Raw genomic sequence first — 19786 nt, forward strand, 5'->3', positions numbered from 1 at the left:
GATTTCGGTCCTGACCGAGAAGCGCCGCTTCAACGGCAGCCTGGACGACCTGCGGGCGGTCCGCGGTGAGCAGCGCGTACGACGCGATGTTGAACGGGACCCCGAGGAAGATGTCGGCCGACCGCTGGTACAGCTGGCAGGACAGCCGGCCGTCGGCGACGTAGAACTGGAACATCGTGTGACAGGGCGGCAACGCCATGCCGTCCACGTCGGCCACGTTCCAGGCGTTCACGATGTGCCGGCGGGAGTCCGGGTTGTTCTTGATCGACTCGATCACGCCGGCGATCTGGTCCACGTGCCGGCCGTCCGGTGTCGGCCAGGACCGCCACTGGTAGCCGTACACCGGGCCGAGTTCGCCGTCCGCGTCGGCCCACTCGTCCCAGATCGAGATGTTGTTCTCGTGCAGCCACTTGATGTTCGTCGAGCCGCTGAGGAACCAGATCAGCTCGCCGATCACCGAGCGCAGGTGCAGCTTCTTTGTCGTCACCGCCGGGAAGCCGTCGCGCAGGTCGTACCGCGACTGGTACCCGAACACGCTCAGCGTGCCTGTCCCGGTCCGGTCACCCTTCTCGATCCCGTTGTCCAGCACGTGCCGTAGAAGATCCAGGTACTGCTGCATGCCGCCAACTTACAGCCCTGGCAGACTCGCGGCGTGGAACAGGTGCTCACTCTCGTGGTGCGAGTCGAAAAGAATGCGCGGCCGGGGCAGACGGATGCGTTGGAGACGGCGGCGCGGGCGGTGCTGGCGATCCTGGCCGACGAGCGGTCGACCGGCGACGGGTCGACCGGCGAGGAGTCGGCGGGCGCGGGGGAGTGGGCCGGGGCGATGACGGCCTGGCAGGACGATCGGATCCGGAAGATCGTGAAGCGCTGTCGGGGGATCGAGTGGCGCCGGGCTTCGGCGCTTCCGGGGATCACCATGACCGGAGTGACTGCGGAGGTTCGTGTCTTCCCGCCGACCCCGGTGGACGCCGTACCAGCGGAGCTTGCCAATCTGCAGGTGAGTGGGACCGACTTCGAGGATCCCGAGGAGCTTCCGGCGCTGGTGCCCGGCGTACCTGTGCTGTGGGTGAATCCGAAGCTGGAGATGTCCAGTGGCAAGGCGATGGCGCAGTGTGGTCATGCCGCGCAGCTCGCCTGGTGGGAACTGTCCGCCGAGGCCCGCAAGGAGTGGGAGGCGACGGACTTCGCGTTGGCGGTCCGTACGGCGAGCCCCGCGCAATGGTCGGCTCTGCTGACCAGCGGCCTACCCGTGGTCCAGGACGCGGGCTTCACCGAGGTGGAACCCGGGTCCCGGACCGTGATCGCGGATCATCCCTTGCTCACGCGGTAGTGCAGGTGGGTGACGCGGTCACCCTGGACCACGCGCGGGTCGTCGAGCATGACCTGCGGACCGACGTAGTCCCCGAAGAACTTCCGGCCGGTACCGAACAGCACCGGGACCAGGCTGTACGCGATCTCGTCGACCAGTCCGGCCTCGATCGCCTGCCCGGTGAGGTTGCCGCCGGTCACCGTGGTGTCGTGGTCCCCGGCGTGCTCCTTGGCCTGTGCGATCGCGTTCTCGATCCCATTGACGAACGTGAACGGCGCATCCGGGAACGGCCAGTCCGCCGGGGGCTCATGAGTGACGACGAAGACGTGGTCGCCGACCGCCGGTATGCCGTTCCACCCGTTGGTGATGTCGAACAGGCGGCGCCCGATCACACATGACCTCACCTTCGGCCAGGTCGAGTTCATGTACTCCGCACTCGCCTCGCTGACGTGGAACGGCCGGCCCATATCGGTGCCGTAGATCTCGACCGGCCCGTTTCCGTACCAGTCGAACAGCGGCCCGACCCCGTCCTCGGTGTCCGCGACGAATCCGTCCAGGGACACCACCGCACTCGCGATAACGTTGCCCATAGCTACTTCTCCTTCACGACCCGATAGGTCAGGTGCTGTGCGGTCGGCGTCGATACGGACTCGACCAACTCGAGTCCGACCGCGGGCGCGGCGACGGCCGGGAACAGCCGGTCCCCGTCGCCCAGTACGACGGTTGCCATGTGCAACCGCAGTACGTCGGCCAGGCCGGCGGCTAGGACCTGGTGACAGACCTGCCCACCGCCCATCACGACCACGTCCTTGCTCCCGGCAACCGCGCGAGCCTGCTCGACGGCGTCCTCGACGGAGCTGACGAAGTGGAACCGGTCGCCCAGCCGGGTCTTCTCCGGTGCGGAGTGGGTGAGGACGAAGATCGGCGGATTCACCTCGCCGGTCGGCTTGGCGCCGTACCCCATCTCGTCGCTCCAGCCGCCGGGCGCGTCGATGACGTCGAACAGCTTCCGGCCCTGGATGACCGCGCCGGTGGCCTCGAAAGAGTTGTCCAGAACGGCCTTGTCAGCATCGTTGCCGTGGAAGACCCAGTCGTGCAGGGCCATCCCGCCGTCCCCGAGTCCGTTGTCGACACCGGCGTTGGGACCGGTGATGTATCCGTCCAGTGATACCGAGATGTCCACGACTACCTGGCTCATGGTTCAGCTCTCCTTCGCGAGGAGCTCGGCGAGGCGGTCCATCGAGTCGTTGATGCCGTAGGCCATGCCGTGCTCGATCGTGGCGTCGCGGGCCTCGACGGTCGGGAAGACCGAGTGCTGGTTCAGCCGGACGCCCTTCTCGGTCGGCTCGAAGGTCATCCGCTCCAGGCAGACCTCGCCCGGTGCGCCTTCCCACTCGAAGGTCTGGATGATCTGCTTGTCCGGCTCGACGGTGTGGAAGACGCCACGGAACGCGTACTCACCGGAGTCGTCGCGGTGGATGTAGCGGTAGGTCCCGCCGGGGCGTACGTCGTACTTCTCGATCGTCGCTTCCAGCTCGCGCGGGCCGAGCCACTGCCCGACCAGGTCGGGGTCGGTCATCACCCGGAACAGCTGAGCCGGGGTGGCGTCGAACTCGCGGGTCACCTCGACGAACGGGGTGCCTGCGGGGGTGTTGATCGTGGTGCTCATCTTCTTACTCCTTCACAGTTCTGAGGACTTCCTCCATACGGCGGAAGCGACGTTCGGTTTCGAGCCGGTACTCGTCGATCCAGCTCGTCAAGGCTTCGAGGGCGGCCGGCACCAGGTGGCACGGGCGGCGCTGGCCGTCCCGGGTCCGGGTGATCAGCCCGGCGGCCTCGAGCACCTGGATGTGCCGCGACACCGCCTGCTTGGTGATCGGGAACGGCTCGGCCAGTTCGTTGACGGTGGCCGGGCCGCGGGACAGTTGCGCGATCATCGCCCGCCGGACCGGGTCACCGAGTGCGGTGAAGGCCCGATCGAGCTGGTCATCGTCAACCGGCATGTTTATCAACCATTCCCTTGATCAACTGATGTGTTGAATATAGGGATGCTCGGCCTATGGAGTCAAGACCGGAGTTTTAGCAACTCTGGTTGACAGTCTGGCTTTGTCAACCTAAGTTGCTTGCATGACCGAGTTGGTGGATCCCGAGGACCCCGCGGCCGGTTTGGCCGCGGTGGTCGCGTTGCGCCGGCTGGCCGACCGGCTGGAGGACAGCCAGGTGGAGCAAGCGATGCGGGCCGGCTGGAGCTGGTCCGAGGTGGCCGAGGTGCTGGGGGTCACCCGGCAGGCCGTGCACAAGAAACACGCCCGACGGCTGCTCGCTGCGGGTGTCGCCCTGAGGAGGCGTTGATGCCGTCGGATGCGAAGGACATTCGCGCGCTGCTGGTTCGCGGCGCGCGCGAGGAGGCTCGCCGGGACGGATCCCGGACGATCGAGGCCGAGCACGTACTGATCGCGCTGGCCGCGACCGAGACCACGTCAGCCGCGCAGATGCTGGCCGAGGTGGGCCTGACCGAGGATGCGATCCGGGCCGCCCTGGATCGCGAGTGGGAACAGAGTCTGGCTGTGGCGGGCATCGCGGTCCGGGTCGGTTTGTTGCCATCGGCAACGCCGAATTCCGGCCGCGATCCGCAGATGGGTGAGTCGACCCGGCTGCTTCTCAAGCGTGCGATGGAAGCACCGCCGAAGCTCGGCGGCCGGATCGGGCCGATCCGCATCCTGGTCGGCATCCTCGACACCGATCGCGGCCGGGTCGCCCGCGCCCTCGAGGTCGCCGGGGTCGACCGGGCCGCCCTCCGGGCCAAGGCCGCGGAAGCGCTGTCTCAGGGCACTCGCTAATGAGCCGGTTCGACCGGCGACTCGTCTCCTGCGGGCTGGTCGCCGGTCCTCTCTTCATCCTGGTGTTCCTGCTCGAGGGCGCCTTCAAGGGTTCCGGGTACGACGCCCTCCGCCACCCGGTGAGCTCCCTCGAACTCGGCGCCAACGGCTGGATCCAGGTGGCGAACTTCCTGGTCGTCGGATTGTTGACGATCGCCTTCGCGGTCGGCCTGTGGCGTTCCCGCCTCCGTGCCGGAGCGGTGTTGATCGGCGTCTGGGGAGTGGGCTTGCTGGGCGCCGGAGTGTTCGTGACCGATCCGGTCAGCGGCTTCCCGGTCGGTACGCCGCCAATCTCCGACTACACGACCTCCGGCGCACTACACGACGGCTTCTCGCTGCCGGCCTTCGTGGCCCTGGCTGCGGCGATGATCGTGTTGTCCCGCGGTCACGGGCTCAAGTGGTTGCTGTATTCGTTGCTGAGTGCAACCGCCTATCTGGTGTGCTTCGTGCTGGCGAGTTCCGGCTTCAACCAGACGGCGTCCTTGGTGGACGTCGCCGGGTTGTTCCAGCGGTTGACCGTGACGATCGGCTGGGCCTGGACCGTCGTACTCGCGCTCCGCGTGCTCCGGCGTACCTAGTGTCCTGAGTCGGACACTAGATCGTTTCGAAGGCGGCCATCATGGCCATGTCTTCGTGTTCGAGGTTGTGGCAGTGGATCAGGTATTTGCCCTTGTGGGCGGTGAACTTGATCAGCACCTCGACCACCTCGGCCGGGCGGATGTCGACGGTGTCCTTCCAGCCGTGGTCGTACGCTCCGGGCTTCTTGCCGCCGCGGCTGAGGACCTGGAACGGTGACAGGTGGACGTGTACCGGGTGGTGGACGTCGGTGATGAACGACCAGATCTCGTACTGATCGAGTTTCACCTGTGCCTGCATCACCTTCGGGTCGAATCCTCTGCCGTTGATCGTCCACCCCTGGTGCCCGTTCGCCGTACCCCGCCGGAACCTCCACTCGCGCCGGACTACCCCGCTCGGCTTGGGAAGGACGGCGTACGACGAGAGTTTGGCCGGGATACTGCTGTCGTCATTGGCTTTGCGGGCGACCTTGAAGCGCAGGACGTTGGCGTTGTTGTCGAGTTTGTTGACCAGCGTGACCTCGTCACCCGGCTGGTACTGGGAGAAGTCCACGACCACGTCGAAGCGTTCGGCCGGGGCGATCACCAGGGTCTTGTGCTCGATCGGCGCATCCAGCAGGCCGCCGTCGCTGCCGATCTGGACGAACGTCGCCGGACCTTTGTCGAAGGCGAGTTCGTAACGGCGGGCGTTGCTCGCGTTGAGGATCCGCAGTCGATACCGGACCGCGTCCACCTCGTGTACGGGCCAGGGTGCGCCGTTCACCAGGGTGACGTCGCCGATGACGCCTTCCATGTACTTCTGCTCGACCCCCATCCCGTCGGAGTCCAGCGGGTAGAGGAAGGCGCCGTTCGTGTCGAACGCACGGTCCGCGATCACCAGCGGGAGCTCCCGATCTCCTTTGGGTAAGGGCAATCGGTCCTCTTCGTCGTCACGGATGATGTGTACGCCGAACAGTCCGCGATAGACCTGTGGAGCGGTGTAGTCCATCGTGTGGTCGTGGTACCAGAGCATGCCGGCGCGCTGGGTGTTCGGGTACGTGTACGTGCGACTGCCCGTCTTCATATCGCCGCCGGACATCATCTGGTGGCCCTCATGCTGGTGACCGGTCGGCATGAGCAGGTCCAGCGGCCAGCCGTCGCTCGGTGCGGGTGTGTGACCGCCATGCAGGTGCACGACGGTCGGTGCGTCAAGTTCGGTGACCTGCTCGACCACAGTGGCCCGCCCACTCCGTACGTCGAAGGTGGGTCCGGGCAGGAGGCCGTCGTACCCCATCACCTCGGTCTTGAGGCCGGGGAGGATCTCTACCATCGCCTTGCGCTGTACGACGCGGTAGTAGTCGGTCGTGGCGTCGGTGCGGACCGGCTTCTTCACCGGTGGGATCGGGAGTGGCACCTTGAACGGCTCGGGGAGTGGGGCCTTGCTGCGCAGGAGTTCACCGGCTTGCGCGGGTTTGGCCTCGCTGCCGCAGCTGGTCAGGGTCACGGCCGCACCGGTGCCTCCGGCAACGGCGAGGAATCCGCGGCGGGACATGTTCATCGCTTCGCCTCCCGGCGGCTCAGGCGTGCGGTGGGGCGGAACGACCAGACGGTCATCCAGACGACGGTGATCACGATCGCGGTCCCGAGTGGAACGTGGACGGCGAAGTTCTGCTGGTAACCGAAGATGAGCTGGGCGACCTCGGCGACCACGAGTCCCGCGGTGACGACGGTCGGCCAGACCCGGCCACCGCCGCCCAGCCAGTAGATCGCCGCGATGACGAGCTGGATCATCGCGACGAGTTCGACACTCGAGCCGACCGGGCCGTGGATGCCCATCGCGTCGACGTTGCCGGACAGGAAGTAGCCGGCCAGGATCGGCTGCGCCACGATCAATGCGGCGTGCGGCAGGAGGATGGTCCGGAGAGCCCACAGGCTCGCGCGCGGTCGCCGTACCTTCTTCTGGGTCTTCTCGGTCGGTTCGGTTGGCTCGATCGTGCTGGTCATGCCGTCACCGCCGGTTCTTTGCGTCGGTTCTTGGGCCGGGTTGCTGGTCGTTGGCGGCTGGCCCAGCAGGCGAGGGCGATCGAGGTCGCGACCAGGGCGATGCCGAGCGGGATGTGGATGGCGAGCTGGCGGCTGTAGCCCATCGAGACCTGGAGTACCTCGCCGACGGTGATGAGCAGTGCCACCGCGGGGGCGAGGAGGCGGCCGCCGGAGCGCCACCAGATCGTTGCTACGACCAACTGGAACAGGCCGAAGAAGGTGAGCCCGAGGCCGAGCGGCTCGTGGACGCGCATAGCCGGGCTGGTGCCGTTGAGGTAGATGCCCGCGAGGATCGGCTGCAGGCAGATCGCGACGGCGTGCAGGCCGGCGACCACTCTCAGGGCGTAGAGAGCCTTCATGTAGACAGACAATAGTAGGCTGCCTACATGTAGATCAATCAGGTATCTCCCGGAGGTCTAGGTGAGGTGCCCCAGGGGTGAGACGGTGATGCCGGCGCGTTCGCAGACCCAGTGCGGGTCGGGGCCGAGCTCGGGCTCGATCCGGAGCTCGTGGTCGTGCAGGTCGTCGCAGGCGGTGCAGCGCGGCCAGCGGATGCCGGAGTCGACGAGGCGGTCCTGCACGTCCTGCGCAACCAGTCCGGCGATGTGTTCGGCGCCGTCCGGCCACTGGTCGAGCCACCACTGCCGGCCGGCCACCGCGTCCTCGAGCAACGACACCATCACGGCGTCGTCAAATCCCCGCGCAGCCAGGTCATGCAAGACCATGGCCCGCGCAGTCAACAAAACCCCAGGCTCGTTCATCGCAAATCAGCCTGCCAGACGACACCGACAAATCCACACGCCCTGCGTGGAGGGATGGGGGGTGTGCCAGACGGGACCGACAAATCCACACGCCCTGCGTGGAGGGATGGGGGTGTGCCAGACGGGACCGACAAAACCCCACGCCTGGAAAGTCAGGGTGGGGTTTTGGGGTGGGTTATTAGCAGGTGGGGGTGGGGTCGATTCGGTTGGCCAGGCGGAGTTCGCGTTCGGCGGCGGTGCGGAGTACGGCGCTGAGCCGGGTCCGGACCGTACGAGTGCGACGCGGGGCCGGCTCGTCGTACGGCTGCTGGGGAGCGGTCGGGAGCGCCGACTGCGCAAGGTTGCGCGCGTTCTCGACTGCGGTGTTGCCGGCGATGAAGTACGTCATGATGCTGCTCCCTTCTGAGAGCGTGTTGGGTCGGCCGACGAACCGGGCGGCCGTCGGAAGTCGTGCGGAATCACCCCGGGAACCCGAGTGGGTCCTGGGTGTTGTGTGTGGTTGTCAGCGTTTCGGCGCGGGCCCGCTACTGGCGCGGACGACGAGCTGGGTCGGCATCAGGATCTGCCGTTCGGTGCTGGCCGGGTCGAGGAGCATCCGGCCGACCGCACGCCCCTTGTCCTTGATCGGCTGCCGGACCGTGGTCAACCCTGCGGGTTCGGCGGCTGGAATGTCGTCGAAGCCGGCGACGGTGAGATCCCGGCCCGCGGTCAGCCCACGGACCTTCATCGCCTCCATCGCACCGAGCGCCTGCACATCGCTCAGCCCGACGATCGCCGTCGGCCGATCCTGCGAGTCGAGGACGTACTCGGCTCCTTTCAGCCCGGAGGCGAAGGCGTTGTGCCCACCGGAGACCAGCCGCAGCCGGGCGTCCGGCATCCCCTTCTGCAGACCTTGGATCCGCAGATCGCAGTCGGCACAGACGATGTCCTCGAAGCCGAGCTCCACCGCGGTCTCCCCGACGGTTTCGGCCTTGTCGTCCACCAGTACGACGACGTCGCGGTGACCGAGCCGGGCCAGGTGCTCGCCCAGCTTCCGGGCCGCGTCGACCTCGTCGATGGCCACCCAGGACAGGTCCGGGTGTTCACCGAAGGCGGTGGACACGGTCGGGATGCCACGGGTGGACAGGATGTCGAGGGCCGGGTGGCCGCTCTCCACACAGAAGATCGCGGCCGCGTCGATCGCGGCGTGCTGCACCGCGTTGCTGCCGCCGACGATGTCGGTCGAGCTGATCGGCATCAGCATCAGGCTGGTGCTGAACTCCTCCGCGACCTCGGCCAGGCCGGCCAGGAAGCCGACCGCGTACGGGTCCGAGAAGGCATAGGCCAGTTGGTCGGTGAACAGTACGCCGACCGCTCCGGCCTTCCCGCTCCGGAGCGCGCGAGCTGATGCGTCCGGTCCGGCGTACCCGAGCTCCTGCGCCGTGGCCAGGATCCGCTCCCGCAGACTCGCGGACAGCTGATCCGGCTTGTTGTAGGCGTTGGAGACGGTCGACGCGGACACCCCAACAGCCTTGGCGACGGTCTTGAGCGTGACACCGGCCATCTCTGCACACCTTTCTGTATCGTTCTTCTAAATCGTTCTAGAAAAACGATACAGAAGACGCCAGAGGAGTGCAACACCTATTTCTCCGGCCCTAACGACAGGAGGTGGTGCCGTCTGGAGGCAGCCTGGGTGGAGTGGCAGGCGGGACCCGGGGGCCGTCGGGCCACTACCTCCTGTCGTTGGACGGCCCATGCGGGATGATTGCGCCCATGGGGACGTTGCTGGAGGTCATTGCCCTGCACCCGGCGGATGCGGAGGCGGCGCAGGAGGGTGGGGCGGACCGGCTGGAGCTGTGTGCGTCGATGGAGGCGGACGGGTTGTCGCCGTCGGTGTCGACGGTCAGTGCGATCCGGCGGTCGACCGACCTGCCGCTGCGGGTGATGCTGCGGCTGACCGACTCCTTCACGATCAACGGCGCCGAGCAGAACCGGCTGACCGCGATGGCACAGTCGTACCTCTCGGCCGGCGCGGACGGGTTCGTGCTGGGGTTCCTGACGCCGGACAACTCGGTGGACGTCGAGTCGGTCGGTGCGCTGGTCAGCACGTTCGCCGGTACGCCGTGGACGTTTCACCGCGCGGTTGACGCCGTACTGGAGCAGGCGTCGGCCTGGCGGGCGCTGCGGTCGTTGCCCGGGCTGGACTGCGTACTGACAGCGGGGTCGTCGCTCGGGGTCGGGCACGGGCTGGACGACCTCTGCAAGCTGGCGAAGGAGGACCCGGCGGTCGCGAGCGTGATGATGGCGGGCGGTGGTCTGCAGCCGGAGCATGTGCCGTGGCTGTACCAAAGCGGCGTACGGCGTTTCCATGTCGGCTCGTCGGTCCGCCAGGACGGCTCGTGGACGAAGGCCTACGTGAACTCGCGCTTCGTCCGATCGTGGCGCAACCTGCTCGACGCCCAGGACGCGCGCGAATGATCCTCATCGACCCACCGGCCTGGCCGGCCTGGGACAGAGTCTGGTCCCACCTGGTCAGCGACGAGTCGTACGACGAACTCCACGCCTTCGCCAAGTCCGCCGGCATCCCGTCCCGAGGCTTCGACCGAGACCACTACGACGTCCCCAGCGACAAGTACGACGACCTGGTCAAAGCCGGCGCCGTACCGGTCTCGAGCCGCGAGCTTGTCCTTCGGTTGACTGCTGCCGGGTTGCGTCACCGGAAACGACAACGGCCCCCAACCGGTTGAGGTTGAGGGCCGTTGGGTCAGTCGAGTAGTTCGGTGACTGTGCCGGCGGCGACTGTGTGGCCGCCTTCGCGGACGGCGAAGCCGAGGCCGACGTTCATGGCTACGGGCTTCTCGAGTTCTACGCCGAGCTCGATGGTGTCGCCCGGCATGACCAGGGTGATCTCACCCAGGTCGATGCCGCCGGAGACATCCGTCGTACGGAAGTAGAACTGCGGGCGGTAGTCCGCGGCGAAGGGGGTGTGCCGACCACCTTCGGCCGTGGACAGCGCGTGCAGGTTCGCCCGGAACTTCCGGTGCGGCCGCACACTGCCCGGCAACGCCACCACCTGGCCGCGACGAACCTCGTCACGCTTCACGCCACGCAGCAGCACCGCCGCGTTGTCGCCCGCGTCCGCGGACTCCAGCGACTTGCCGAACGTCTCCATACCGATCGCCGTACTGGTGACCGTCGGACCGAGCCCGACCACCTCGACCGTGTCGCCGAGCTTCAGCGAACCACGCTCGACCGCACCGGTGACCACTGTGCCGCGGCCGCTGATGGTGAGCACGTTCTCGATCGGCATCAGGAACGGCTCGCCGAGCTCACGGTCCGGCACCGGTACGTAGGAGTCGACGGCGTCCAGCAGTTCGCCGATCGCGCCGGTCCATTGCGGGTCACCCTCGAGCGCCTTCAGGCCGGAGACGCGCACCACCGGTACGTCGTCACCCGGGAACCCGTACTCCGACAGGAGTTCGCGGACCTCCAGCTCGACCAGGTCGAGCAGCTCGGGGTCCTCGACAGCGTCCGCCTTGTTCAGCGCGACCACCAGGTACGGCACGCCCACCCGCTGCGCGAGCAACACGTGCTCACGCGTTTGCGGCATGGCGCCGTCCTGTGCGGAGACGACCAGGATCGCGGCGTCCACCTGCGCGGCGCCGGTGATCATGTTCTTCACGTAGTCGGCGTGCCCGGGCATGTCGACGTGCGCGTAGTGGCGGTTCGCCGTCTCGTACTCGACGTGCGAGATGTTGATGGTGATCCCGCGCTGGACCTCCTCGGGCGCCCGGTCGATCCCGTCGAACGCGACGAAGCGGTTCACACTCGGGTCGCGCTCGGCGAGCACCTTGGTGATGGCGGCGGTCAGGGTCGTCTTGCCGTGGTCGACGTGACCCATCGTGCCGATATTGAGGTGCGGCTTGGTCCGCACGAATTGGCTCTTGGCCATGAGAATTCCTTTGGATGTCAGAAGATTCGTGTGAGCCAGGACCCTCCGGGCAGCCCTCCGCGGCTGTCACCCGCACGGAGGGGGCCGGTGAGCGACCACCCTCCTCCGCGGGTCCTGCTCAGCAGGAGGAGGGTCGGATTCGCGCGCCGGTGAAGGTTGCTGAATCTGCTGACGCCCACGTGGGAGCGCCCGTCAAGCTTTTGCCTGACAGGTCGAACTCGAAAACCACGCGGAACATGCGCATCACGGTAGATGTCAACGCTGCCTCCGGCAACGTAATTCCCGGGAGGTCAGCTCAGGGCGAAGAGGCGGGTGCCGTCGGAGAAGACGGGGCGGGCGCTGGCGACTGTGGCCGCGGGTCTGTTGCAGGTCACTTCTTCGGACTGGGCTACTGAGGTTGCGGTCGGGCCGGCGAGGATGGGGCGGGGCTGGACGCCGGTGGTGCCGATCAGGACGGGGGAGCAGCTGCCGTTGCGTTGCGGCATCAGGGTGACCACTCGCCCGTCCGGCAGAAGTGCGAACCCGTCCCGTGGGTACTCCGGTTGCTGCAGCTTCGGCGGCACCTCCAACAAGTGATGCCACTGCGGCGTCCCGTCGGCGGGGCTCAGTGCGGAGACGTCGTACGTCTGTGGCTGCCCCGGATCCGTAGCGTTCCGGCAGGTGATCAGCACGAGAGAAGCATGCGTAGCGGCCAGCTGAGCGTCGCAGGACGACGAGCCGAGTCGGGGGCGCGGTGTGCCGGGGACTGGAGTAGTCCAGAGGATCCGGCCCTCGCCGACGTCGATGGACCACTGGTAAAGCGTTCCGCCCGCAGCGCCGGTCCAGATAAGTCCGGAGACCTCACGGGTGTCAGGTACGGCGGCCAGATCGCCAACCCAGGTAGACGGGTCCAGCTCGGCGCTCAGGTCGAACTTGTCCTTCAGATCGACCTCCCAGCGCTGGTCCCCGGTCTTGATGTCCAGACCGCGTACGACGGCACTGTTGCCACCACATGCGTCGACGACGACCGCCTGGTCGCCCATCAGCTCGCCCTGGGTCACGTTGCAGCGCAGTTGGGTCCGCCAGTGGGTCGGACTGCTCACGCCGTGCGCCACGACGTAGTTGCCTTCCGCCACGAGCAGCCGGTCCCGGTCGACCGCCAGTGCGGTCCCGTCCGTGTGGACCTCGGTCAGCACCTGCCCGCTCACCGCATCGAGTACGGCGTACGTCGGCAGGTCGATGCCCGCGGGTTCGCGGTAGCCATAAGGAAGGTGGGCGGCGACAGTCCGCCCGTCACCGGAGACCAAGAGCCCCCGGGAACCACTGGATGCGGCGTCCTGTACGTCGGCCCGCGAGTACCGCCACCGGATCTGGCCCGTGGTCGCGTCCGACACGACCACGCCGTCCGAGCGCAGTTCGGCCACTCCACCGGCCGTACCGGCGATGGCGCCGGTTGCGGGTACCTCGCGACTCCAGGCGAGCGTCCCGTCGAGCTGTACCGGCATCTGGTTGGGTTCGATGTTCGTCGTCGTACTTACTGTGTTGGCGGTCTCCAGCCGGGCCTGGACGAACGGCTCACCGGCCGACACCACGACCCAGGCCAGCAGGGATCCACAGACCACAGTGGCGCCGAGGCCGAGCCACCGTGGCGGAGCCTGCGCGTACGCCGGTGCGAGTCGAAGCCGACGTGCCAACGCCAAGAGCGCGCCGGCCAGTACCAAGGCGACCGAGGCGAGCATCAGGTACGGCCAGCGCTCCGACATGGCCGCACCGGGCTGCGCGGCCGGCCAGCGCCACCAGCACAGACCCGCGGAGACCAGACCGACCACTGCGAACACGAGCGCCGGGACGGTCAGCAGCCGCTGCTGCGTACGGCGGAACCAGGCGCAGGCGAGTCCGGCCGACAACGCCGTACCCGCGATCGGTGCCCAGACCGGGAAGCCGCCGAGGTCGTCAGCGGCGGCCGGCCACTTGGCGGCGGCGGCGAGGCCGCGGCCGAGCAGGACCGACGCTGCGACGACCACACCGAGGGCAGCACCGAAGTAGATGATCGGGATCAGCCCGCCGATCGGCCGGGCCGCCTTAGGGCCGCAGGCTTCGACCTCCCGAGCGACGTTGTCCCGGGCGGCCCGCTCCCACTCGTCGTGCCCGCGCGGGGTCGCGTACAGCCGGGTCTCGGCCAGGCCCTGCAGGAACGACATCCGGCCGCGGGCGAAGTCCCGGTCGCCGATATGCCCGTACTCCTGACGGATGCCGGCCGCGTACTCGTCGTACCGTTCCGCGGGCAGGCTCAGGATGCGCAGGTCGGCGTCACACAGGACCGCGCCGTTGCGGTCGTTCGGCTCGCAGTCGTGCTTCGCGGTGAGCCGGACCAGCCGCCCGACCTCCTCCACCCGCGCGGAGTCGACGCCGTACGCCGCCAACTCGAGCTCGGCCAGTTGCGCCGAGACCTCCTCGTTCTCGCCGGGGTCGGCCTGCGGGTCGTAGATCGCGTCGTGGAACCAGGCCGCCAGCCGGACCGTGTCCGCGTTGTCGCAGGCGCCGGCCAACTCGTCGATGGTCTGCAGGACCTCGGTCAGGTGCCGCTGGTTGTGATAGTGGCGATGTTGCTCTGCGTAACGAGCCAGCAGATCCTCGCCCAACGGCTGCGCGTGCGGCAGCAGGCGATTCCACTGGTCGCGCAGGTCCATGGCATGGGAGTCTCGCACCTGGTGGGAGTCTCGGCCGACCGATCCGGGGGTCACGGATACTCTCGTGGCCAAAGCGATATCGGCTCGTCACCTGACCGCTTCCCAGCCGCCGCGATGGATGCGCAGGGCATCGAATTTCAACCCGCCGAAGCGCGTCGCACATCACCTGATTACCTGGAGTTACTAGATTTACCTGTAACTACTTGCCTTGAGCTGAACAAGTGTTTAGTGTATTGAACATGAGTTCAGACCTCACCGCCCAGGCGAGGATTCGCAACGCCGCGGTCGAGCTGTTCGCCCGCGACGGTTTCGCGAAGGCGAACGTACGGGCGATCGCGGCGGCCGCCGGCGTGAGTGCGGCACTGGTGATCCATCACTTCGGCAGCAAGGAGGGCCTGCGGACCGTGTGCGACGAGCATGTCCTGGAAGTCCTGCTGCGCCGGAGCCGCGCGGCCGGTCAACCCGACCTGTTGCGCGAGTACCTCGCGGACCCGGACGGCTATCTGATGCACGTCCGATACATGACGCGGGCGATGGCCGACGACGCGCCGACCGCGCAGGCCTTCGTCGACCGGATCGTCGCCGAGTCGGAGGAGATCCATCGCAACGGCGTCGCCGCCGGCACGATGCGCGAGTCGTCGGACCCACGCGCGCTGGCGGTGCTGAACGTACTGATCAGCCTGGGCACGCTGACGATGCCCCCGGCGCTGGCGCGGACGCTCGGCGACGAGAAGTTCGGGCCGGACACCTTGCGGCGGCTGGCGAAGCCGACGCTCGAGCTCTACACCCACGGCCTCTACACCGATGACGCCCCACTGCGGGCACTAGAGAAGGAGATGAGCGAGTCATGACCGTCACGCTGCCGGCGTTCGATCAGCTCGAGGACAGTCTGTGGCTGACGTTGTGCGGCCGCGCTCTCGACAACCGGCGGGACCACCCGTTGCTGGGTGACGCCCTCGCCGACAAGATCGTCAGTACGGTCGACTACGACTACGCGAAGCTGAAGATCGTCCCGAGCAGCGCGATCTACATCGCCCACCGCGCGCTGAAGCTCGACCAGATCGCCGGCGACTTCATCGCCCGGCACCCGGATGCGATCGGGCTGGATCTCGGCGCCGGACTGGATTCCCGAGCGCACCGGATCGACCTGCCGTCGACCGCCGATTGGTACGACGTCGACTTCCCCAACGTCATCACCGCACGGGAACAGCTGGTCCCGGCCCTTCCGCGCGCACACAACGTGGCCGCCGATCTGGCTGATCCCGGCTGGCTCGAGAAGCTCCCCACGGATCGGCCCGCGGTCGTGGTCGCGGACGGGCTGCTGGCGTTCTTCACGCTCGCGGAGTGGAGCGCGATCCTGAACCGGATCATCGACCACTTCCCGAGTGGCGAGATCGCCTTCAACGGGTACTCCACGTTCGCGGTCAAGGCCGCGAAGATCTTCCCCGGCGCGAAGGCGGTGCGGTCGATCATGCGCTCCGAGGGGTTCGACGACCCGCGGGTGCCCGAGAGCTGGAACCCGAAGCTCAAGTTGGTCAAGGAGGTCCTGCTGACCCGGGAGCCCGAGGTGGAGCAGTTCCCGACCGGACTGCGGTGGGCGAACCAGCTGTCGGCGCACAGTGAATCGCTGTCCCGTCGCGGCAACGTCGTACTGCACTATCGCTTCTGACTCACCGCAGTGCGACGACGGTCCCTGTGCCGGAGGTGAGGACGAGATTGCCGATGGCACGGGGGTCGCGGCCGCAGGAGATGCCGGTGGGCAGCGGGACCTGACGTAGTCCGTCGCGGCCGATCACGTTGACGACACAGCCGGTCGCACCGCGGCCCAGTGAGATCACGCGGCCGTCGGCGGTCACGGTGACCTTCACCCGCGGGCTGACCAGCGCTGTGGTCTGCCAGGCGGTCATACCCGTGTTGGCGTCGATGGCCGTGACCACGGTCTTGCGGTTCTCGAGCGTGCTCGGTCCAGGGCAGTCCACGACGATCACGTACTTGCCGGACGCGTTGAGCAGCGTCCGGCAAGCCCACGTCCGCGGCACGGGCCAGCGCCACCGGATGTCGCCCGTACGCGGTTCGATCGCGGTCAGAGCGACAGGTACGTCGGAATCGCCGCCGGGCTCGGCCACGACCACCAGTCCGGCTACGACGACCGGTCGCCGGTAGGTGTCGGCGGAGGCCTTGATCCACAGCTGCTTGCCGGACTTCAGATCCAGTGCGGTCATTTCGGCGGGTTTGTCGTTACAGCTGTGGCCCAGAAACGCGACCACGGTCTCCGCTGTGGAGACGGCGCCGATGTCCGTGCAGCCGCCCGGTTCGAACGTCCACCGCTCGTGGCCGTCCGGGTCGACGCCGTGCAGTTTGCCGGAGCCACCGACGGACGGCTCGCCGGTCAGCAGTGGTTCGGCCTGCTGGATGAGATGGTCGCGGGTGCGGCCCGGCCAGGCGGCCTTGCGGTGGCCGGTATTCGCGTCGAGCAGCAGGTACCCGACGTCGGCGAACTCCGCCAGTACGTAGTCACCGTTGCTGGTGGCAACAATGTTCGGCTGCTCGTCGGAGTCGGACCGGCTGTAGCGCCAGCGCAGTTCGCCGGTTGCGGCGTCGAGCATCTCGACCACGCCGCTCTGACGTGGGATCGCGATGCCGTACCTGGTCCCGATCGCTCCTTCGGCGCCGGCGCCCTGCAGTGACTTGCTGATCCAGGCGACCGTCCCGTTGAGCGTCGACGGCACAGCCTTGCCTGGTTCGCGCGGTGTGCCGTCCACCCGCTCGTTGGCGCTCAGCACGTAGTTGCGCGCCAGCGGTTGGACGATCAGCAGCAGTACAAGGGCCACGACGGCCGGTACGGCGAGCCACGCGAGCTGTTGCCCGAGGTTGCGGGCGGGGAGGAACCGGGCCGTCCTCGTGCGCAGTAGCGATGCAACCAGTGCGGCCGAGCCGGCCAGCAACAGGAGGAGCAGTGCGGCGATGAGCAGCGGCACTCGCAGACCGACGCCGACCGCTGGGTTGGTCCGTGGGACCTGTGCCCAGGCCACGAGCAGGCCGGTGACAGCGATCGCGACAACGGCGCCCGCGATGAGTCGGGCGCGTTGACTCGCACTGCGCGCGCAGCGGAACAGCAGGGGTGCGCTCAAGAACGCAACGGCGGCCAGTACGACGGGAGGCCAGCCCGGCTCGTTGTTGGCGGTCGGCACCTGCCAGGAGGCACCGGATGCGGCAATAGCCACGACGGTGGCGGCGATCGCGCTGAAGGTGGCCGTGGCGGTCAGAGTGGCTTGTTGCCAACCACGCCAGGGCGCTGGGAGTTCGCTGTCCAGTCCGGCCAGCTCTGACTCGAGGTTGACCCGGGCGACCGGTCCGAGTCGTTGCCGCGCCAGTTGGGTGCGGTAGAGGTGGCCGTCGAGTAGTTCGCGGACTTCGTCGTACCGCTGCTCCAGTGCGGCCTTGCGGTCGCCCGTGTCGCGTCGTACCTCGGCGGTGTGGACGACGTACCGGCTGGGGTCGGTGGCGAGGACCGCGTTGACGGCGTCGAGCAGTACGTCGCCATTCGCATCGCGACGCGGTGGTGCGTACGAGTCCGGCGGGGGAGCGGCCAGGTCGCCGGTGAGGCGGATCAGCCGGGCGACCTCGGCGATCCGGATCGGCGGTACGCCGTAGTGTGGGAGGAGCTGTTCGGCCAGCAGGGCGGACGACTCGGCGTCCTCGGCGGCTGTACCGGCGGGCTCATGAACGGCCCGGTGGAACCAGGCCGCGAGCCGGACCGAGGTCGGGTCGGTGGAGAGCTGGATCAGCGAGTCCAGCGCGGTCAGGACGGCGTCGAGGTAGTGGTCCCGGTAGGCCCGTCGGGTTCGCTCGACGTAGCGGGCGACCAGCTCGTCTGCCAGTGAGTCCGAGCCGGGCACCAGCTCGTCCCATCGTGCGCGGAGCTCGACCACTGCAACAGTTTGCCAGTCGCACCCCTACAACCACCGCTCGATCACCCGACCGCCAGCTTGCGGTTGGCGTGCGGGTTCACCCGGCGTGCGCGACTCGTTACTGACGGGCGGTCAGAACGCCGGTCAGCAGGCCCGGGTAGAGGTCGTCCAGGTCGTCGCGGCGCAGGATGCTCACCCGCCGGGTGCCTTCGGTGTGGGTGGACAGGACGCCGGCCTCGCGCAGGGTCTTCAGGTGATGGGCTCGGGTCGACGCGGTGACCGGGAGCTCGATGTCGCCGCAGCAGACGCCTTCGGGATGCTCGGCGAGAACGCGGACGATCTGCAGGCGCACAGGCTCGCCGAGGGCCTGCAGCACCGCCTCGACGCGGATGTCCGCGCGCTCGGGCTGTGGCAGGATTTTGGTGCTCATGTGTCCATAGTACGACGCCGGTCGAAGTTCGACGAAGATCGTAGTACGATCCTTATCGAAGTACTGAACCTCGTCCGGAAGGTCCCCGATGTCCGCACGGATCTACCTGCTCGGCGCCGGCGCGTTCGCCGTCGGCACCAGCGCGTACGTCGTCTCCGGCGTGCTGCCCGATGTCAGCTCCGAGCTCCATGTCTCGCTTACCGCCGCGGGCCAGCTCGCCACCGCGTTCTCCCTGTCGTACGCCGTCGGTGCGCCGATCCTGTCCACCCTGACCGGCCGCTGGGAGCGTCGTACCCTCCTCATCGCCGCACTCGTTCTGGCCGCGCTGGGCAACCTCATCGCCGCCGTCGCTACCGATTACTCCGTACTGATCGTCGGCCGGGTCGTGGCCGCTTTCGGTGCTGCTGTCTACACACCCGCGGCCACGTTGTTCGCCACTGGACTCCTGCCACCCGAGGAACGCGGTAGGGCGGTGGCCATCGTGTTCGGCGGGCTCACGTTCGCACTGGTGCTGGGTGTGCCGGCGGGCAGTCTGCTCGGCCCGACCCTCGGCTACAAGGGCGTCTTCGCGCTGATCACGGCAGTCGCCGTACTGGTCGCCATCGTCGAGCGGGCCGCGCTGCCGAAGCTGGCAGCGCCACCTGTGGTCGGACTGCGTGAGCGGTTCGCCGGTGTGGCCGATCGGCGCGTGCAGATCATCCTCGCGATGACCGTCCTCGCAGTGCTCGGCGCCTTCAGCGTTTACATCTACATCGTGCCGCTGCTGAAGCACACCGCCGGTCTGACCGGTAACGCGACCGGCATCCTGCTTCTGCTGTACGGCGTCGGCGCAGTGCTCGGCAACCTGATCGGAGGACGTGCGACAGACCGCTTCGGCAGTCTTCGTACCCTCCTGGTCCTGTTGGTCGGCATCACTGCCGTGGTCGGCACGCTGGACCTCACTACCACTACAGAGATCGGCGCGGGTGCTGCGCTGTTCGTGTGGGGCATGTTCACCTGGGCCTTCAACCCGCCGATCCAGAATCTGCTGCTGGAGCTGGGCGGCGGTCTCCTGATCTCGCTCAACGCCTCGGCGATCTACCTGGGCGCCGGACTGTCTGCTGTGGTCGGCGGTCTGGTCATCCAGGCGATCGGAGTGGGCTACCTGCCGCTGCTGGCGTCCGTACTCTCGCTGGTCGTGCTCGGCCTGCTGTACATGCTCTGGCGTGACCCGGGTCTGCAGCGAGTCGAGGAGCTGGAGCGCGAGGAGGACATCTACCTCACAGCCGCAGCTGACTGATCACTGAGTGACACCCC

At 67.7% G+C, this 19786-nt stretch carries 24 protein-coding genes; 9 read left to right on the forward strand and 15 right to left on the reverse strand.

Annotated features, from left to right (window positions below; all coding sequences use genetic code 11):
- Positions 1 to 619, reverse strand: a 619-nt coding sequence (locus tag AB0L70_RS38930) for a thymidylate synthase (protein WP_363691915.1), incomplete at its 3' end; no start/stop codon positions are given.
- A 33-nt stretch (positions 620 to 652) separates the two neighbouring features.
- Between AB0L70_RS38930 and AB0L70_RS38935 the strand changes: the two genes are divergently transcribed.
- On the forward strand, positions 653 to 1333 hold the full coding sequence (locus AB0L70_RS38935) for a peptidyl-tRNA hydrolase (RefSeq protein WP_363691916.1): 681 nt from the start codon (positions 653 to 655) through the stop codon (positions 1331 to 1333).
- Here AB0L70_RS38935 and AB0L70_RS38940 read toward each other — a convergent pair.
- From AB0L70_RS38940 to AB0L70_RS38955, 4 genes are read right to left on the reverse strand one after another with little or no spacing between them, the layout of a single operon-like run.
- Positions 1312 to 1902 carry a dihydrofolate reductase family protein gene (locus AB0L70_RS38940; protein ID WP_363691917.1) on the reverse strand — a complete coding sequence of 197 codons (591 nt, stop codon included), beginning with the start codon at positions 1900 to 1902 and terminating at the stop codon, positions 1312 to 1314. The two genes, AB0L70_RS38935 and AB0L70_RS38940, sit on opposite strands and share 22 nt — an antisense overlap.
- A gap of 2 nt (positions 1903 to 1904) precedes the next feature.
- On the reverse strand, positions 1905 to 2510 hold the full coding sequence (locus tag AB0L70_RS38945) for a dihydrofolate reductase family protein (protein ID WP_363691918.1): 606 nt from the start codon (positions 2508 to 2510) through the stop codon (positions 1905 to 1907).
- A gap of 3 nt (positions 2511 to 2513) precedes the next feature.
- On the reverse strand, positions 2514 to 2981 hold the full coding sequence (locus tag AB0L70_RS38950; protein WP_363691919.1) for an SRPBCC family protein: 468 nt from the start codon (positions 2979 to 2981) through the stop codon (positions 2514 to 2516).
- Positions 2982 to 2985: 4 nt separating this feature from the next.
- Positions 2986 to 3315 carry a metalloregulator ArsR/SmtB family transcription factor gene (locus AB0L70_RS38955; RefSeq protein ID WP_363691920.1) on the reverse strand — a complete coding sequence of 110 codons (330 nt, stop codon included), beginning with the start codon at positions 3313 to 3315 and terminating at the stop codon, positions 2986 to 2988.
- Between the two features lie 124 nt (positions 3316 to 3439).
- Here AB0L70_RS38955 and AB0L70_RS38960 point away from each other — a divergent pair, with 124 nt between their 5' ends.
- From AB0L70_RS38960 to AB0L70_RS38970, 3 genes are read left to right on the forward strand one after another with little or no spacing between them, the layout of a single operon-like run.
- The gene (locus tag AB0L70_RS38960) at positions 3440 to 3664 is read left to right on the forward strand and encodes a hypothetical protein (RefSeq protein WP_363691921.1); all 225 of its coding nucleotides are present in this window, start codon (positions 3440 to 3442) and stop codon (positions 3662 to 3664) included.
- Positions 3664 to 4152: a Clp protease N-terminal domain-containing protein gene (locus tag AB0L70_RS38965; RefSeq protein ID WP_363691922.1), complete on the forward strand. Its 489-nt coding sequence runs from the start codon at positions 3664 to 3666 to the stop codon at positions 4150 to 4152. Before AB0L70_RS38960 ends, AB0L70_RS38965 begins: the two co-directional genes overlap by 1 nt.
- On the forward strand, positions 4152 to 4769 hold the full coding sequence (locus AB0L70_RS38970) for a DUF998 domain-containing protein (RefSeq protein ID WP_363691923.1): 618 nt from the start codon (positions 4152 to 4154) through the stop codon (positions 4767 to 4769). The genes AB0L70_RS38965 and AB0L70_RS38970 overlap by 1 nt, the downstream gene beginning before the upstream one ends.
- Before the next feature lie 16 nt (positions 4770 to 4785).
- Here the strand turns inward: AB0L70_RS38970 and AB0L70_RS38975 are convergent, their stop codons facing one another.
- From AB0L70_RS38975 to AB0L70_RS39000, 6 genes are all read right to left on the reverse strand, one after another.
- Positions 4786 to 6303 (reverse strand): multicopper oxidase domain-containing protein, encoded by a 1518-nt coding sequence (locus AB0L70_RS38975; protein ID WP_363691924.1) that lies wholly within the window; start codon positions 6301 to 6303, stop codon positions 4786 to 4788.
- On the reverse strand, positions 6300 to 6749 hold the full coding sequence (locus AB0L70_RS38980) for a hypothetical protein (RefSeq protein WP_363691925.1): 450 nt from the start codon (positions 6747 to 6749) through the stop codon (positions 6300 to 6302). The genes AB0L70_RS38975 and AB0L70_RS38980 overlap by 4 nt, the downstream gene beginning before the upstream one ends.
- Positions 6746 to 7147 (reverse strand): hypothetical protein, encoded by a 402-nt coding sequence (locus AB0L70_RS38985; RefSeq protein ID WP_363691927.1) that lies wholly within the window; start codon positions 7145 to 7147, stop codon positions 6746 to 6748. The genes AB0L70_RS38980 and AB0L70_RS38985 overlap by 4 nt, the downstream gene beginning before the upstream one ends.
- A gap of 57 nt (positions 7148 to 7204) precedes the next feature.
- The gene (locus AB0L70_RS38990; RefSeq protein WP_363691929.1) at positions 7205 to 7513 is read right to left on the reverse strand and encodes a hypothetical protein; all 309 of its coding nucleotides are present in this window, start codon (positions 7511 to 7513) and stop codon (positions 7205 to 7207) included.
- A 214-nt stretch (positions 7514 to 7727) separates the two neighbouring features.
- Positions 7728 to 7937, reverse strand: coding sequence for a hypothetical protein (locus AB0L70_RS38995; RefSeq protein WP_363691930.1), 210 nt, complete (start codon positions 7935 to 7937; stop codon positions 7728 to 7730).
- A gap of 114 nt (positions 7938 to 8051) precedes the next feature.
- Positions 8052 to 9092, reverse strand: a complete 1041-nt coding sequence (locus tag AB0L70_RS39000) for a LacI family DNA-binding transcriptional regulator (RefSeq protein WP_363691932.1) — start codon at positions 9090 to 9092, stop codon at positions 8052 to 8054.
- 209 nt (positions 9093 to 9301) lie between these two features.
- On the opposite strand from AB0L70_RS39000, the gene AB0L70_RS39005 reads away from it, so the two are divergent.
- Together AB0L70_RS39005 and AB0L70_RS39010 are read left to right on the forward strand one after the other, a co-directional pair.
- Positions 9302 to 10006 (forward strand): copper homeostasis protein CutC, encoded by a 705-nt coding sequence (locus AB0L70_RS39005; RefSeq protein WP_363691933.1) that lies wholly within the window; start codon positions 9302 to 9304, stop codon positions 10004 to 10006.
- The gene (locus tag AB0L70_RS39010) at positions 10003 to 10275 is read left to right on the forward strand and encodes a DUF4031 domain-containing protein (RefSeq protein WP_363691934.1); all 273 of its coding nucleotides are present in this window, start codon (positions 10003 to 10005) and stop codon (positions 10273 to 10275) included. The genes AB0L70_RS39005 and AB0L70_RS39010 overlap by 4 nt, the downstream gene beginning before the upstream one ends.
- Before the next feature lie 17 nt (positions 10276 to 10292).
- Here AB0L70_RS39010 and tuf read toward each other — a convergent pair whose 3' ends face one another.
- On the reverse strand, positions 10293 to 11480 hold the full coding sequence (gene tuf / locus AB0L70_RS39015; RefSeq protein ID WP_363691935.1) for an elongation factor Tu: 1188 nt from the start codon (positions 11478 to 11480) through the stop codon (positions 10293 to 10295).
- 290 nt (positions 11481 to 11770) lie between these two features.
- Complete coding sequence (locus AB0L70_RS39020; protein WP_363691936.1) at positions 11771 to 14149, reverse strand: PQQ-binding-like beta-propeller repeat protein; 2379 nt, start codon at positions 14147 to 14149, stop codon at positions 11771 to 11773.
- A 239-nt stretch (positions 14150 to 14388) separates the two neighbouring features.
- Between AB0L70_RS39020 and AB0L70_RS39025 the strand changes: the two genes are divergently transcribed.
- Positions 14389 to 15000 (forward strand): TetR family transcriptional regulator, encoded by a 612-nt coding sequence (locus AB0L70_RS39025; RefSeq protein WP_363691937.1) that lies wholly within the window; start codon positions 14389 to 14391, stop codon positions 14998 to 15000.
- Positions 14997 to 15818 carry a class I SAM-dependent methyltransferase gene (locus AB0L70_RS39030; RefSeq protein WP_363691938.1) on the forward strand — a complete coding sequence of 274 codons (822 nt, stop codon included), beginning with the start codon at positions 14997 to 14999 and terminating at the stop codon, positions 15816 to 15818. The genes AB0L70_RS39025 and AB0L70_RS39030 overlap by 4 nt, the downstream gene beginning before the upstream one ends.
- Position 15819: 1 nt before the next feature.
- On the opposite strand, the gene AB0L70_RS39035 is transcribed toward AB0L70_RS39030, so the two are convergent.
- Both AB0L70_RS39035 and AB0L70_RS39040 read right to left on the reverse strand, forming a co-directional pair.
- Positions 15820 to 18081 carry a PQQ-binding-like beta-propeller repeat protein gene (locus AB0L70_RS39035; protein ID WP_363691939.1) on the reverse strand — a complete coding sequence of 754 codons (2262 nt, stop codon included), beginning with the start codon at positions 18079 to 18081 and terminating at the stop codon, positions 15820 to 15822.
- A 97-nt stretch (positions 18082 to 18178) separates the two neighbouring features.
- Positions 18179 to 18490, reverse strand: a complete 312-nt coding sequence (locus AB0L70_RS39040; protein WP_363691940.1) for a helix-turn-helix domain-containing protein — start codon at positions 18488 to 18490, stop codon at positions 18179 to 18181.
- A gap of 88 nt (positions 18491 to 18578) precedes the next feature.
- On the opposite strand from AB0L70_RS39040, the gene AB0L70_RS39045 reads away from it, so the two are divergent.
- A complete protein-coding gene (locus AB0L70_RS39045; protein WP_363691941.1) occupies positions 18579 to 19769 on the forward strand; it encodes an MFS transporter in 1191 nt (396 codons plus the stop codon).
- Positions 19770 to 19786: the final 17 nt, after the last annotated feature.

The organism is Kribbella sp. NPDC051952, assembly GCF_040680855.1.
Taxonomy (GTDB): Bacteria; Actinomycetota; Actinomycetes; order Propionibacteriales; family Kribbellaceae; genus Kribbella.

Excerpts from the sequence above, each read along its gene's own strand:
- AB0L70_RS39010 (WP_363691934.1), top strand. The coding sequence starts at position 10,003 with ATGATCCTCATCGACCCACCGGCCTGGCCGGCCTGGGACAGAGTCTGG.
- AB0L70_RS38995 (WP_363691930.1), bottom strand. The coding sequence starts at position 7,937 with ATGACGTACTTCATCGCCGGCAACACCGCAGTCGAGAACGCGCGCAAC.
- AB0L70_RS39025 (WP_363691937.1), top strand. The coding sequence starts at position 14,389 with ATGAGTTCAGACCTCACCGCCCAGGCGAGGATTCGCAACGCCGCGGTC.
- AB0L70_RS38985 (WP_363691927.1), bottom strand. The coding sequence starts at position 7,147 with ATGAAGGCTCTCTACGCCCTGAGAGTGGTCGCCGGCCTGCACGCCGTC.
- AB0L70_RS38970 (WP_363691923.1), top strand. The coding sequence starts at position 4,152 with ATGAGCCGGTTCGACCGGCGACTCGTCTCCTGCGGGCTGGTCGCCGGT.
- AB0L70_RS38960 (WP_363691921.1), top strand. The coding sequence starts at position 3,440 with ATGACCGAGTTGGTGGATCCCGAGGACCCCGCGGCCGGTTTGGCCGCG.
- AB0L70_RS38950 (WP_363691919.1), bottom strand. The coding sequence starts at position 2,981 with ATGAGCACCACGATCAACACCCCCGCAGGCACCCCGTTCGTCGAGGTG.
- AB0L70_RS38945 (WP_363691918.1), bottom strand. The coding sequence starts at position 2,510 with ATGAGCCAGGTAGTCGTGGACATCTCGGTATCACTGGACGGATACATC.
- AB0L70_RS39005 (WP_363691933.1), top strand. The coding sequence starts at position 9,302 with ATGGGGACGTTGCTGGAGGTCATTGCCCTGCACCCGGCGGATGCGGAG.
- AB0L70_RS39020 (WP_363691936.1), bottom strand. The coding sequence starts at position 14,149 with ATGGACCTGCGCGACCAGTGGAATCGCCTGCTGCCGCACGCGCAGCCG.
- AB0L70_RS38980 (WP_363691925.1), bottom strand. The coding sequence starts at position 6,749 with ATGACCAGCACGATCGAGCCAACCGAACCGACCGAGAAGACCCAGAAG.
- AB0L70_RS39030 (WP_363691938.1), top strand. The coding sequence starts at position 14,997 with ATGACCGTCACGCTGCCGGCGTTCGATCAGCTCGAGGACAGTCTGTGG.
- AB0L70_RS39045 (WP_363691941.1), top strand. The coding sequence starts at position 18,579 with ATGTCCGCACGGATCTACCTGCTCGGCGCCGGCGCGTTCGCCGTCGGC.
- AB0L70_RS39040 (WP_363691940.1), bottom strand. The coding sequence starts at position 18,490 with ATGAGCACCAAAATCCTGCCACAGCCCGAGCGCGCGGACATCCGCGTC.
- AB0L70_RS38940 (WP_363691917.1), bottom strand. The coding sequence starts at position 1,902 with ATGGGCAACGTTATCGCGAGTGCGGTGGTGTCCCTGGACGGATTCGTC.
- tuf (WP_363691935.1), bottom strand. The coding sequence starts at position 11,480 with ATGGCCAAGAGCCAATTCGTGCGGACCAAGCCGCACCTCAATATCGGC.
- AB0L70_RS38990 (WP_363691929.1), bottom strand. The coding sequence starts at position 7,513 with ATGGTCTTGCATGACCTGGCTGCGCGGGGATTTGACGACGCCGTGATG.
- AB0L70_RS38955 (WP_363691920.1), bottom strand. The coding sequence starts at position 3,315 with ATGCCGGTTGACGATGACCAGCTCGATCGGGCCTTCACCGCACTCGGT.
- AB0L70_RS38975 (WP_363691924.1), bottom strand. The coding sequence starts at position 6,303 with ATGAACATGTCCCGCCGCGGATTCCTCGCCGTTGCCGGAGGCACCGGT.
- AB0L70_RS38965 (WP_363691922.1), top strand. The coding sequence starts at position 3,664 with ATGCCGTCGGATGCGAAGGACATTCGCGCGCTGCTGGTTCGCGGCGCG.
- AB0L70_RS39000 (WP_363691932.1), bottom strand. The coding sequence starts at position 9,092 with ATGGCCGGTGTCACGCTCAAGACCGTCGCCAAGGCTGTTGGGGTGTCC.